This is a genomic window from Thioclava sp. FR2, assembly GCF_051200875.1.
Taxonomy (GTDB): Bacteria; Pseudomonadota; Alphaproteobacteria; order Rhodobacterales; family Rhodobacteraceae; genus Pseudotabrizicola.
In genome coordinates, this window is the sequence record NZ_CP195191.1 from 3214425 (window position 1) to 3228200 (window position 13776).

A 13776-nucleotide genomic window follows, 5' to 3' on the forward strand; every position below is an offset into this window, starting at 1 on the left:
TAGGGGGAAGGGTGGTGCGATCCGAAGAGTTGAAGTCTGATGTCCAAATCATTTCCGCCAGAAGCTTTGTCCGAAAATGACATTGCGATCGTCGGTATGGCTGCCCACCTTCCGGGAGCAGAGGATGTTGGCCAATTCTGGCACAATCTGCGTGAGGGCATTGAGAGCATTCGGCATCTGGACGACGCGGCCCTTTTGGCTGCGGGTGAATCTCCGGCCCGAATGGCAAAAGCGAATTACGTTCCGTCGGCTGCCATTCTGGACAGGTTCGAAGAGTTCGACGCCGAATTCTTCGGCTTCTCTCCCAAAGAGGCGGCCATCCTTGATCCTCAGCATCGGCAGTTTCTGGAAGTGGCTTGGGAAGCCTTGGAGGACGCGGGCCACCCGCCAGAAACTTTCCCCGGCCGTGTAGGCGTTTGGGCGGGCTGCGGAATGGGCAGCTATTTCTATTTCAACCTGTGCTCGAACCCCGATCTGGTTGAGCAGACGGGCATGTTCCTGCTGCGTCACACTGGAAACGACAAAGACTTCTTGGCCACGCGTGTCAGCCATATCTTTGATCTCAAGGGGCCGTCGATCAACGTTCAGACGGCCTGTTCAACGTCTTTGGTCGCGGTTCATTATGCGGCGCAGGCCCTGCTGAACGGCGAATGCGACATGGCCTTGGCGGGCGGAGTCACGATCGAACTGCCGCATGGCCGCGGATACCTGTTTGAAGAAGGCGAGATCCTGTCGCCAGATGGGCATTGCCACGCCTTTGATCATCGGGCGCAAGGGACCGTTTTCGGAAGCGGTGCGGGCTGTATTGTCCTGCGGCGGGCGGCTGATGCCATCAGGGATGGCGACCATATCTGGGCCATCATCAAAGGCACGGCGGTCAACAATGATGGCGCGGCCAAGGCTGGCTACCTTGCCCCTTCGGTCGATGGCCAAGCGGCCTGCGTGGCAGAAGCGCAAGCGATTTCGGGCGTGTCCTCGGATCAGGTCAGCTATGTTGAATGCCACGGGACTGGCACCTATCTGGGCGATCCCATCGAAGTGGCCGCGCTGACATCGGCTTTCCGCGAAACGGGCGATGGTGTTGGTCATTGCCGGATCGGAAGCGTCAAAACGAATATCGGGCATCTGGATACAGCGGCAGGCGTTGCCAGCCTCATCAAGGTTGCGATGGCCCTGAAGCACCGCGAACTGCCGCCTTCCTTGGGCTTTGAAAAACCAAACCCTTCGATTGATTTTGAAACCTCTCCCTTCCGGGTCAATGATCGCCTCTTGGATTGGAATACCGACGGACCGCGCATTGCCGGTGTGAACAGTCTGGGAGTCGGCGGAACCAACGCTCATGCTGTTCTGCAAGAAGCCCCTGCAAGGCCTCCTTCCGAGGCTTCGGATTGGCCGTTTCAGCCAATCGTCCTTTCCGCACGCACCAAGAATGCGCTGGACGGGCAGGCGGCGCGTTTGGCGGCGCATCTGCGCGCACATCCGGAGCAGCCACTTGCAGATGTCGCCTGGACCCTGAAAGAGGGGCGCCGCGCGTTCGAAAAGCGGCGCGTTCTTGTAGCGGAAAGTCACGAAGAAGCCGCCGATTTGTTGGAAGGTAAGGATCCGCGCCGTGTCTTTTCGCATGACTGGTTGGGCGACGATCCAGAAGTCATTTTCATGTTTCCGGGAGGTGGGGCACAATTCGCTGGAATGGCGCGCGATCTTTATGAGACCGAGCCGGTCTTCGCTGACTGGATGGACCGCGGTTTGGCGGTACTGGAGCCGAAGCTTGACTATGACATTCGCGCATTGTGGTTGCCGGAAAAGGGGCAAGAAAATGCGGCACACGAAGCTCTGAAGAAGCCTTCGGTACAGCTACCGTTGATTATGATCACGGAATACGCGCTTGCGCAGTTGTACATGTCATGGGGTGTGCAGCCTAAGGCCTTGGTCGGTCACTCGATGGGCGAAAACACTGCCGCCGCTTTGGCGGGCGTGATGTCCTTCGAAGATTGTATTGGCCTTGTTCACCTGCGCGGCCAGTTGTTCGACACAGTGCCGCCCGGTGGAATGCTTTCGGTGCCATTGTCGGAACACGAGATTGCTGCCTATCTTGGCCCTGAACACGATATGGCTTCGATCAATGCGCCGGGGCTTTGTGTGATTTCCGGGCCGGATTCTGCGCTTCAGTCGCTGGCAGCGGATTTGGCGAAAGACGGCGTGGAAAGTCAGCGAATTGCCATCGACATTGCCGCCCACAGCAGAATGCTTGAGCCTGTTCTGCAAAGGTTTGGTGATTTCCTTCGGTCGATCCCGTTGGCCGCCCCGCAATTGCCGATCATTTCAAATCGGACCGGGCAAGAGCTGTCCACCGAACTGGCAACAAACCCTGACTATTGGGTTCAACATCTGCGAAACACGGTAAATTTCCGTGCCTGCCTTGAGACACTTTCAAGCGTGCCCGGCCGCGTCTTTATGGAAATGGGGCCCGGTCGCGCCCTGTCTTCCTTGGCGCAAGCGAATGGCGTTGCCGCTGGCCAAGTGATCCCGGCCTTGCGCCACCCCGAACAGCGGATTGCAGATGATGCTTGGCACATTGCCACGATAGCGCGGCTTTGGGCCTGCGGTGTGCCTGTCGATTGGACACCGATTTGGGGTGATGCAGCACGGCAGCGTGTGCCACTGCCGACCTATGCTTTCCAGAAGAAGCCCTACTTCATTGCGCCATCCAAGGAAGCCGCGATTGCGGTTGAGGCCCCGCCCGCGCGTTTGGACGAGATCACGAATTGGGGCTGGCGCCCGCATTGGCGACCCGAGGCCGCAGGGGCCGAGCACGAGGATCTTGCCGATCTTCCCCCCCAGAACTGGCTGATCTTCACTGATACCGAGGGACTTGGCTCCTCGGTTGCATCGGAATTGCGGAACGCGGGCCATCAGGTGACCACCGTCAAGGCCGGCGATGCGTTCGCACGCGACGGAGAAGAAGGCTATGTCATTGCCCCTGAACGGGGGCGTGAAGGCTTTGATCTGCTGGTCCGCGATCTGGTTCAGCGCGGGCGGACTCCGAACCAGATCATTCATCTTTGGTTGGTCACGCGAAAAGAAAACTATCGTCCGGGTTCAAGCTTTCTTCACCGAAACATCGAGCAAGGCTTTTATGCCTTGGTCTTCCTTGCTCAGGCGATTGCCGAGGAAAATCTGCCGCGGCCCCTGCACATCACTGTGGCAACGACGGGTGCTGCGCAGGTTCGGGGCGAGGCTCTGAATTATCCGGAGAAGGCGATGGTGACCGGCCCCGTGCGCGTGATCCCGCGGGAATTTCCGGGGGTGTCTATGCGCCTGATCGACGTGGCCCTGCCCGCCCAATCTGCCAGCATTGCCGGTGCCATTCTTGAAGAAGCGCTTTCCAGTGGGGAAGCAATCGCGGCTTTGCGCGGTGATCGACGGTATGCCTTGGGGCTAAAGCCGCAGGCCTTGCCAGAGGAACGCCTTAATCTTCCAGATGGCGCCCATGTTCTGATTACAGGTGGCTTTGGCGGCATCGGTCTGACTGTCGCCGAAGATTTGATCCGCCGATACGCTGCAAAGATCACTCTGGTTGCGCGCCGACCGCTGCCCGACCGTGGGAAGTGGCAGGCTATCGTTGGAAATGCTGGTCCAGACGATCCGGTTGCGCGCCGTATCTTGGCCGTCCAACGGCTTGAAGCCTTGGGTGGTGAGATCCTTGTGGCCCAAGCCGATGTCGCCAATGTTGTTGAAATGGAGGCCGCCAAAGCCGCTGGCACGGACCGATTTGGGCCTGTGCAGGCGATCGTCCATGCGGCGGGTGTAGTCGATGACGGACCGTTGCTGACGAAATCCACGCTGGAGATCGAAGAGGTCTTCGCGCCGAAATTGCACGGAACGCAGGTGCTGGAGCGGCTCTTCCCCGATGGCTCGATTGCGTGGATGGTGCTGTTTGCTTCGACATCAACCATCACCGGACCTGCGGGTCAGGTCGATTACGTTGCGGCCAATGAATACCTGAATGCCTATGCCCGTCACCGCAAAGGCGGCAAGACAAAAGTCGTCGCGCTGAATTGGGGCATTTGGCAAGGCGTGGGCATGGCGGCCGAGGCGCTTGCCGACAGGGTTGGACGACCGGAAAGCCCGAAGCTTCCCATCAGCCAGCCAATGCTGGATGAAATGGGTTTCGACAAGAGCGGAAACCGAATTTTCACGGCGACCTATGGTCATGACCGGTGGGTGTTGGATGGGCATCGGACGAAAGAAGGGACGGCTCTGATCCCCGGCACAGCCTATCTGGAGATTATTGCCGAAGCCATGCAGGGGCAGGGGGAAGGCACGGCTTTCGAAGTTCGCGACCTTACATTCTTCCGGGCACTGGATGTTGCCGAGGGCGAATTCCGTCAAGTTCGCGCGCGTCTGACACGCAGCGACGAAGGCTATGCGTTCGAGTTGCATTCAGGCATTTCGCAGCGTGGCAAGAAAGGCTGGCTGTTACACGCCTCTGCGCGGGTTTTGCCGTCACCCGGTAGGTCCCTGCATCTGAATATTGCTGAAGTGACGGGACGGCTACCTGCCCCGGAAGCCGGAACAGGAATGCCCAGCCCGCAAGAGGCGCATCTTGAGTTCGGCCCTCGTTGGCGTGTTCTAAATGCCCGCAGCGTTGGTACTGGCGAGGGTTTGGCCAGATTGGCGTTGCCCGATGAATTCAAGTCGGAAGTGTCATCTGGTTGGAAGCTTCATCCGGCGTTGTTGGATTTGGCAACCGGTTGGGCAATGGGTTTGATCGAGGGATATCGCCCCGATCATCTTTGGGTTCCCGTTTCCTATGCGGTTGTAAAGGTTTACCGGAGCCTACCTGCGGATGTTATCAGTTATGTGCGGAACGCTGCGCCGAACACGTCTTTGCGCGCGACGGCCGTCTTTGACGTCACCCTTGCAACGCCTGACGGAGAAGTTTGCGTCGAGATCGAAGGATTCACGATCCGGAAGCTTGAAGCCGGGTTGACCTTCGCGCCCCCAGATCCTCGTGCGTTGGAATTCGACGACGCAAAAGCGAGATCGCAATCCGCCGCCGATGAGCGCCTGCTTCATGCGCTGAACCACGGCATTCGGCCGGAAAAGGGAGCCGAGGTTTTCGGCCGGGCATTGGCCGCAGGGCAAAGCCAGATCATCGTATCGTCCTTGGATTTGCCAGCCTTGGTTCGGCAAACCCAAGCACCATCGAAAGAGCGCGACGGGGCAGCCAACTTCGATCGGCCGGAACTGGATTCGGATTATATTGAACCGCGCAATGACGTGGAGCGGACACTTGTTGGCTTTTGGCAAGAGTTGTTGGGTGTTGGGAAGGTCGGCGTAGAAGACAGCTTCTTTGACCTTGGCGGTCACAGCCTGATTGCCGTCAGACTGTTTGCAATGGTCAAGAAGACCTATCGCGTAGACTTCCCTATCTCGGTGTTGTTCGAGGCCCCCACCATCGCAGCCTGTGCAAAGTTGATCATCGAACAGATTGGTGAGCCGAACTCTGTAGAGGCCCCTAAAGTGAACGTGGCGCCGCAGCGCCGCTTTACCCATCTTGTCCCGATGCATCGAGGAGAAGGTGGGCAAAAGACGCCCTTCTTCCTTGTTGCGGGCATGTTCGGAAATGTCCTGAACCTTCGCCACCTCGCCCAATTGCTGGGAGGCGATCGGCCTTTCTATGGGCTTCAGGCGCGCGGTCTTTATGGCGATGCCGCGCCGCATCAAAATTTTGTTTCGGCGGCAACGGACTACATCGCCGAGATGCGGCAAGTTCAACCGCATGGTCCCTATCTATTGGGCGGGTTCTCTGGAGGTGGGCTGATTGCATGGGAAATTGCGCGCCAACTGGAAGCGGCGGGTGAAGCAGTGCCCATTGTGGTGCTTTTGGATACACCAGTTCCGATGCGCCCCACTTTGTCCAAGATCGACAAGATTCTGATACGTCTGACCGAACTTCGCGAAGAAGGGCCAGCCTTCCTTGCGCGGTGGTGGAAAGAGAAGCAATCCTATCGCGCAGGTCTTGGAAAAGCGAACGCTGAAGATCCGGCACAGTTTAACAATGCCGCCATTGAGGCTGCATTCCGCACGGCTTTGCCAAAATACGATATGAAGCCGCGCATGGGCCAAACAGTCCTATACCGCCCGCCGCTAGACCGTCGGTGGAAGGTGACAGGCGGACGTTGGGTAACGTCTGGCAGGGAGTTCGTGTTTGCAGACAATGACCTGACCCAGTTTGCGCCAGCACTGGATGTGGTTGAGGTGCCGGGGGATCACGACAGCATGGTTTTAGAGCCGAATGTCCGCGTTCTGGCGACACGGATGAAAGCGGCCATTGAAGCCGCCGAAACTTCAGTGAAGACCTTTATGCCCCAAGCCTCGGCGGCGGAGTGAACGCATGCCAAAGGTGCTTACCGTCATCCTGAATTGGCGCACGCCCGAAATGACCATGAAATCCGTTGCGGCTGCGATGGAGGCAATGGAAGGGATGGAAGGCGCGATTACAGTCGTTGATAATGACTCTCAGGATGGCTCTTTTGAAAAGCTGACGGCAGAAGTTGCCAAGCTGGATCGAAAAGAAGGCTATCCTTCCGTCAATGTTGTGCAATCAGGCTGGAATGGTGGGTTCGGAGCAGGGAACAATTATGGCATTCGTCAGGGCTTGCCTGACGGGTCTTTGCCTGACTACGTCTACATTCTGAACTCGGATGCCTTTCCCGCAAAAGAGGCCATCAGGGTTCTGCTCGATCATCTTGAAACGCATCCCGCGACGGGCTTTGCCGGTAGTCATATTCACGGGCCAGATGGCGATCCGCACCACACGGCCTTTCGATTTCCGTCCGTGGCCGGAGAGTTTGAGCAGTCGGCAAGGCTTGGGCCGATCTCACGCGTCCTGCGCCATGCTATCGTCGCGCCCCCATTGCCGACGAAAACAAAGCGCGTTGATTGGCTGGCAGGCGCCAGCTTGATGATGAGGCGGTCTGTTTTGGATCAAATCGGTCTCTTCGACGAAACGTTTTTTCTGTATTTCGAAGAAACAGACCTGTGTCTTAGGGCTGCGCGAGCTGGTTGGCCCACAGACTACGTCGTCCAAAGTCGCGTTGCGCATATCGGCAGTGTCAGTACCGGAATGAAGGAATGGCGCCGGATACCGAAGTTTTGGCTGGATTCGCGCCACTACTATTACGCAAAGAACCACGGGGTCTTGACCGCCTATCTTGCGACGTTTGCGCAACTCGCGGGCGGTGCGATCTGGCGGCTCCGGGCACTGATTCAACGCAAAGATTTTATCGACCCGCCACACTATCTTGGCGATCTATTCCGCCACGCAATCAAGGTGGCGCTGCACCCCATTCGTCCGCGCGAAGCGGTTGCAGAAAAATTTCCGCTTGGCGGGAAGGAGAATGTGACATGACTCAATTGACCGCCATCTTGATTGGCAACGAGTCCCTTACTCTGCAAACTGGTTTGGCATGGCTTGACCAGGGCCATCGGTTAGAGGCGGTCGTGACCCGAAACGCGGAAGTGCGACAGTGGGCCGAAGCTGCGGGTATTCGGGTCGAAAGACCGGGCAAACATCTGGCTCAGCAGCTTTCAAGCCTGAACGTCGATTGGGTGTTGTCTGTCGCCTACCTGTCTTTGGTTCCCCAAGAAATTCTCAGCTTGGCAAAAAATGGGGGGGTCAACTTCCATGATGGGCCGCTGCCCGACCATGCCGGATTGAATGCGCCGGTTTGGGCGCTTTTGGAAGGCGAGGCGCAGCATGGGATCACCTGGCATCTGATCACGGCCGGAGTGGACGAGGGGGACATTCTTGAGCGGCGGTACTTTGAGATTTCGGATCAAGACACCGCGCTGACTTTGAACACGCGTTGTTATGAAGCCGCAATCGAGAGCTTCCCCGCTGTCATGGCCCAGCTTGAAATCGGCCTGAAGCGGACGCCCCAAGATTTGTCGCGGCGGAAAGTTCACATGCGCGCAGATCGCCCTGCGGCCTTTGGACGAATCCAGTTTAACGTACCCTCGGCGACGGTGGTTCGGTTTGTCCGGGCGTTGGACCATGGCCGCTACTGGAACCCTTTGACCACCGCAAAAATTGAGATCGCGGGCAAAGTCCTTAACGTTGGAACGGCCGAGATTGCGGACGGGAGTGGCGAACCCGGTCAGATCCTTTCCGCAACGAGTGAGGGGCTGGTTGTCGCCTGCTTGACGGGTGCTGTACGCCTGAACCGTTTGACCTGTCAGTCAAAGGGGCTGCCTGTAAGCCCGGCGACTTTTGCGGGACAATCGCTTTCGACGCTGTCAGCGGAAAGAAGCGGAGACCTGACCGCAAGCCTGGCGGCGATCTCTCACCATGAACCGGCGCTAAGACGCGAACTTATTGAACTTCAACCAATCGTGGTGAGTTCTGTCAGCGTGTCAGAGCCTCAAGCTTGGGAAAAGATTTCCTTGGACTTGCCCGAGGGCAGATTGGACCTTGCAGCCATGGCGCTTGCACGGGCCAGTGGTCAGGCGGAATGTGGCTTTGCCTTTGCGACGGATCATCCAGTTGCCGGGTACACAAGCAAATGGTTGCCGTTCTCCATTTCCGTTTCCGGCGCCAAGAAGGTTGCGGAAGACGGATTCCACCGCGTGGCTGATCTTGCGACGAGAATCGGTGGATGGCCGCTTGACCTGATGACCCGCGATGCCAGCCTGGCAGCGCTTCCGACGCCCCAAGTTGCTCTTTCATTGAAAGATCCTGTGATTGGCGCTGCGGTTACGGTTACGCCATCAGCGCTCTTTTTTGATACCGCTGTTTTGTCTCAAGATGACGCGACAGCCGTTGCCGAACGCATTGGTCCAGTGGCAAAAGCGATCGCGGCTCTGTCGCCCGAAGCCAGCATAACCGACGCTGACGCGCTTGATGTCGGTGAGGTGCACAAGGTCTTGCACGACCTGAACCAGACATTGGCGGATCGCAAAAATGTTTGTGTACACCAAGCCTTTGAAGCGCAGGTTGAACGCACCCCCAATGCAGAGGCAGTGAGTTTCGAAGGTCAGACACTGACCTATGCTGATTTGAATGCGCGAGCCAATCGGGCAGCCCATATCTTGATACAAATGGGCGTAAAGCCGGGAACCTTAGTGGGCCTGCACACGCGTCGTAGCCTTGACATGCTTGTTGGCGCTCTCGCCATTCAAAAGGCAGGCGGCGCCTATGTTCCGATGGACCCGGCCTATCCGGCGGATCGGACGGCCCTTTACATCGAAGACAGTGGATGCCCTGTCATCGTCACACAACGTTCACTTGAAGCGGGCCTTCCCCGAACTGTCCAGACCCTTAGTCTGGATAACGATGGACGCCTTGCCTCAGCACCGGAAACCAATCCCGAGAGTGGCGTCACGCCAGCGGACCTTGCCTATGTCATTTATACCAGCGGATCGACGGGACGCCCGAAAGGCGTGATGGTCGAACATCGCAACGTCGTCAATTTCTTTACCGGAATGGATCAAAGGATCGGCACAGAGCCGGGCGTCTGGTTGGCCGTGACTTCAATGTCGTTTGATATTTCGGTGCTGGAACTCTTCTGGACTTTGGCGCGTGGATTCAAGCTGGTGATTTCCTCAGATGAGAACCGTGCCTTGGTTTCGTCTGGGCGGATTTCTTCGGCCAAGTCGATGGATTTCTCGATTTACTATTGGGGAAATGATGATGGTGCAGGCCCCAAGAAATATGAACTGTTGATCGAAGGTGCAAAGTTTGCCGACCGTCACGGGTTCGTGGCCGTCTGGACCCCAGAGCGTCATTTCCACGCCTTTGGCGGCCCCTATCCGAACCCGTCCGTAACCGGCGCTGCCGTGGCGGCAGTGACAAAGAACCTTGGGGTGCGCGCGGGATCCTGCGTGGTTCCCTTGCACCATCCGGCGCGCATTGCCGAAGAGTGGGCGGTCATCGACAACCTTACGAATGGGCGGGCGGGCATCGCCATCGCCAGCGGTTGGCAGCCAGAAGATTTCGTGCTGCGCCCCGAAAATACACCGCCCGCCAACAAAGCCGCGATGTATGCGGCGGCAGAGCAGATCAAGAAGCTGTGGCGCGGGGAAGGGGTCGATTTCCCCAAAGCCGATGGCACGATGTTCACGGTCAAGACGCAGCCACGGCCGGTTTCAAACGAGTTGCCGATGTGGGTAACGACGGCCGGCAACCCTGAAACCTGGCGGGAAGCCGGTGAGATGGGCGCGAATGTCCTGACCCATTTGCTTGGGCAGTCGATTGAGGAGGTCGCAGGCAAGATCAAGCTGTACCGTGAGGCGCGCGCTAAGGCAGGTTATGATCCGGAAACCGGCGTCGTTTCCTTGATGCTGCATACTTATGTGGGGAGGGATCGAGATCAGGTCCGGCGTGTGGCAGAGGGGCCGATGAAAGCCTATCTCGCGGCGGCCGTGGGGCTGGTGAAGCAATATGCTTGGGCGTTTCCTGCGTTCAAGAAGCCGGCAGGCGCGACCAATCCTATGGACATCGATTTGCGGACACTTTCGGCGGAAGAAAATGCCGCAATCCTCGAATTTGCGTTCCAGCGATATTTCGAAGACTCGGGCCTGTTTGGCACAGTTGAAGACGCACTGGCTCGGGTTGAGGAATTGAAGCGGATCGGCGTATCCGAGGTCGCTTGTTTGATTGATTACGGGATTGCTCCGGAACAGGTGATGGAAGGGCTTTACCCCCTGTCCGAAGTGGTTCGGCGGGCGAATTCCGGTGGCGGGATTGAAGAGGATGATTTTTCGATTGCGGCACAGTTGATCCGGCACAACGTCACTCATCTGCAATGCACACCGTCGATGGCGCGCATGATTGCGTTGAATGAAGAATCCCGTTTCGCGCTTTCTGGGGTCAAGACCATTATGGTTGGCGGCGAGGCGCTACCGGCTGCTCAGGTGGCTGATCTTCGCAAGGCAACAACTGCGCGTATTCTGAACATGTACGGTCCTACGGAAACGACGATCTGGTCCAGCGTCGAGGAAGTGGGGGAAGCCGAAGGCACGGTCAATATCGGTACGCCGCTGCCCAACCAGCAAATGTATGTCTTGGATGACGCTATGAAGCCGGTGCCGATTGGGACAGCTGGGGAGTTGTGGATTGGGGGAGATGGGGTCACGCGCGGATACTGGAACCGCCAAGAGTTGACTTCTGATCGGTTCAAGGCCGATCCGTTTGTAACGCCAGAGCGCGCCTGCCCTTGGGGCGCGCGCATGTATCGTACGGGGGATCTGGTTCGCCGCAGGGCAGATGGTAAAATAGACTTCCTTGGTCGCGCCGATCATCAGGTCAAGATACGCGGATATCGTATTGAGTTGGGCGAAATTGAATCGGCGCTTGAAGCGCAGCCCGGTGTTTCACAGGCCGTTGTCCTTGCCCGGGAGGATAGCCCAGGGGATGTAAGGCTGGTGGCCTACCTGACGGGCAGCGCCCACGAGCCTGCCCTGCGGGCGGAACTGGCCGGGCTCTTGCCTGAACATATGATTCCGGCCCATTTTGTTTCTATGGCTAGCTTTCCTCTGACGCCAAACCGCAAGGTTGATCGCAAGGCTTTGCCTGCCCCAACAGCGGTGGTTGCGGCACCTGAGGCTTTTGTTGCCCCTGAATCGGATGTCGAGGCGCAATTGGCAGCGATTTGGCAAAGGGTTCTTGGTGTTGCACATGTGGGGGCGAAGGACAATTTCTTTGCGCTTGGAGGTCACTCCCTTCTGGCCGTGCAAGCGCACCGGGAAATTCGTGATCAGTTGGGGGCGGCAAAGCTCTCGATCACCGATATTTTCCGCTTCCCTGTTTTGGAAAACCTGGCCCGTCATCTGGACAACAAGCCAAAACCAGTGTCGCCGGCAGCACCACAGGCGTTCAGGCTCACAGGAATTCAAACGCAGGCGGATCAGCGCAGCGATGCAATGGCGCGGCGTCGAGCGATGCGCGCTGCGCGGAGCGGGGCGGATGCCTGAACCAGCCATTCTGACGGCTCTGCGCGACCTTGCTCCTGGCGGGGCTGGGTGTGGTTGGGCCGATCCAAGGCTGGACCACGGTCTCTATCCCGGCGAAGGGCTGACGGGGGCAATTCCGTCCCGCCTACGCGAGTTTTCGGCCGGCCGCGCCGCTGCGCGGGCGGCAATGGCGGAAATCGGCATTTCCCCATCGGCAATTCCGCATGGTTCAAACCGAGAGCCGATCTGGCCTGTAGGTGTGATTGGGTCCATCACCCATACTGCGGCCCATTGTTTGGCAATTGTGCTGCCTACGGATCAATTCCGGGGGGTGGGCATTGATCTGGAAGAACATGCAGACCTTGAACGCGATTTGTGGCCGGCTGTTTTGCACCCTGTGGAACGACAACGTTTGGAACAGATCCCGCAATGTCACCAGCCCAAATCAGCGCTGACCTATTTCTGCGCGAAAGAAGCGGTCTATAAGGCGCAGTACCCGATAACTAGACAGCTCTTGGATTTCCAAGATATTGTTGTTTCAGTTCAGTCGGGAAAATTCGAAGCACAGTTTCAGTGCGATGTGGATGCTTTCGCCAAACATTCGACGATCATCGGCCGTACCAAGGTTGTAGATCGGCACCTGCTCGCTCTCGCGACCTGCTGATGCTGCGCTGCAGCGACGATTTTGCGAGACAAGGTCGACACAAACGATAACATTGCAATTGTTTGATCCGTCGGGGAGGGCGGATCTGGGGAGGAATATAATGAACAAGGCAATTGCAGTGCTGTGCGTTTTAAGTTGGTCTGGCTTCTGGGCCTTCGGGTATTTGGCTCTCTCGGCTGAGAGCCACGAGCAGGGGCAGATTGTGGTTGCTGCAATTCTTGCTGCGATTGGCTTCTTGACAGGGGTGTTCGCCTATATGTGGCTTTGCGGTGAGCGCCCAATGAATTATCGGCGTGTAGATCAGGCCTGAAATCTGTCCCCCCTTGTCCGATAGGCTTACCCGGCTTAGGTCTGGGGAATGAGACATCTGATCCCCTTCCTTTCTAAACCAGTCACTGTCCCCGTCATTCGTTTGCAGGGGGCAATCGGTTCTGGTTCGCGCAATCTTTCAGATCAGGCCGTAGCACCGATGATCGAGCGGGCTTTCTCAAAGGGAAAGCCCGCCGCGGTTGCTTTCGTCATCAACTCTCCGGGTGGGTCAGCAGTTCAGTCCAGCCTGATCGCCAGCCGGATTCGCCGATTGGCGAATGAAAAGAAGATCCCCGTTCATGCCTTCGTCGAGGACGTCGCTGCATCAGGTGGCTATTGGCTGGCCTGCGCTGCGGATGACATTTGGGTGGATGCCTCATCGATTGTTGGGTCTATTGGTGTCATCTTTGCCAGCTTCGGCTTCCCTGAGCTCATGAAGCATCATGGGATCGAGCGCCGAGTGCATACAGCAGGAACATCAAAAAGCTTTGCCGATCCGTTCAAGCCAGAGCGTGCAGAAGATGTAGAACGCATCCACGCTATGCTTGGGCCGCTGCATCAGAACTTTATTGCGCATGTGAAAGACCGGCGCGGATCGAAGTTGAAAGACGGAGCGGATCTGTTCAATGCCGATATCTGGATTGGTCAGGCTGCGGTTGACCTTGGGCTCGCTGACGGGTTGGGGCATGTGAAGCCGAAACTGCAGGAACTTTATGGCGAAAAGGTTCGCCTTGTTCCTTATGGACAACGACGCGGTCTGTTGCAGAGGTTAGGACTGGCTATGACCGATACGGTTATAGGTTCTGTCGAAGAAAAGGCCCTCTGGGCGCGCTACGGTCTGTGAG

General features: G+C 57.5%; 6 protein-coding genes. All 6 read left to right on the top strand.

Annotated elements, in window-relative coordinates; translation table 11 throughout:
* The first annotated feature begins 39 nt into the window (after nt 1-39).
* On the top strand, nt 40-6396 hold the full coding sequence (locus ACSBLW_RS15460) for a type I polyketide synthase (protein ID WP_435257491.1): 6357 nt from the start codon (nt 40-42) through the stop codon (nt 6394-6396).
* Between the two features lie 4 nt (nt 6397-6400).
* Nucleotides 6401-7417 carry a glycosyltransferase family 2 protein gene (locus tag ACSBLW_RS15465; RefSeq protein WP_435257492.1) on the top strand — a complete coding sequence of 339 codons (1017 nt, stop codon included), beginning with the start codon at nt 6401-6403 and terminating at the stop codon, nt 7415-7417.
* On the top strand, nt 7414-11979 hold the full coding sequence (locus tag ACSBLW_RS15470) for a MupA/Atu3671 family FMN-dependent luciferase-like monooxygenase (protein ID WP_435257493.1): 4566 nt from the start codon (nt 7414-7416) through the stop codon (nt 11977-11979). The genes ACSBLW_RS15465 and ACSBLW_RS15470 overlap by 4 nt, the downstream gene beginning before the upstream one ends.
* Nucleotides 11972-12622, top strand: a complete 651-nt coding sequence (locus tag ACSBLW_RS15475) for a 4'-phosphopantetheinyl transferase family protein (RefSeq protein ID WP_435257494.1) — start codon at nt 11972-11974, stop codon at nt 12620-12622. The genes ACSBLW_RS15470 and ACSBLW_RS15475 overlap by 8 nt, the downstream gene beginning before the upstream one ends.
* A gap of 100 nt (nt 12623-12722) precedes the next feature.
* On the top strand, nt 12723-12932 hold the full coding sequence (locus ACSBLW_RS15480; protein WP_435257495.1) for a hypothetical protein: 210 nt from the start codon (nt 12723-12725) through the stop codon (nt 12930-12932).
* Between the two features lie 48 nt (nt 12933-12980).
* Nucleotides 12981-13775 carry a S49 family peptidase gene (locus ACSBLW_RS15485; RefSeq protein ID WP_435257496.1) on the top strand — a complete coding sequence of 265 codons (795 nt, stop codon included), beginning with the start codon at nt 12981-12983 and terminating at the stop codon, nt 13773-13775.
* The last annotated feature ends 1 nt before the right edge of the window (nt 13776 follow it).

Bases quoted from the DNA above. Each gene is read 5' to 3' on its own strand.
- ACSBLW_RS15460 (WP_435257491.1), top strand. From the start codon at position 40: ATGTCCAAATCATTTCCGCCAGAAGCTTTGTCCGAAAATGACATTGCG.
- ACSBLW_RS15465 (WP_435257492.1), top strand. From the start codon at position 6,401: ATGCCAAAGGTGCTTACCGTCATCCTGAATTGGCGCACGCCCGAAATG.
- ACSBLW_RS15470 (WP_435257493.1), top strand. From the start codon at position 7,414: ATGACTCAATTGACCGCCATCTTGATTGGCAACGAGTCCCTTACTCTG.
- ACSBLW_RS15475 (WP_435257494.1), top strand. From the start codon at position 11,972: ATGCCTGAACCAGCCATTCTGACGGCTCTGCGCGACCTTGCTCCTGGC.
- ACSBLW_RS15480 (WP_435257495.1), top strand. From the start codon at position 12,723: ATGAACAAGGCAATTGCAGTGCTGTGCGTTTTAAGTTGGTCTGGCTTC.
- ACSBLW_RS15485 (WP_435257496.1), top strand. From the start codon at position 12,981: ATGAGACATCTGATCCCCTTCCTTTCTAAACCAGTCACTGTCCCCGTC.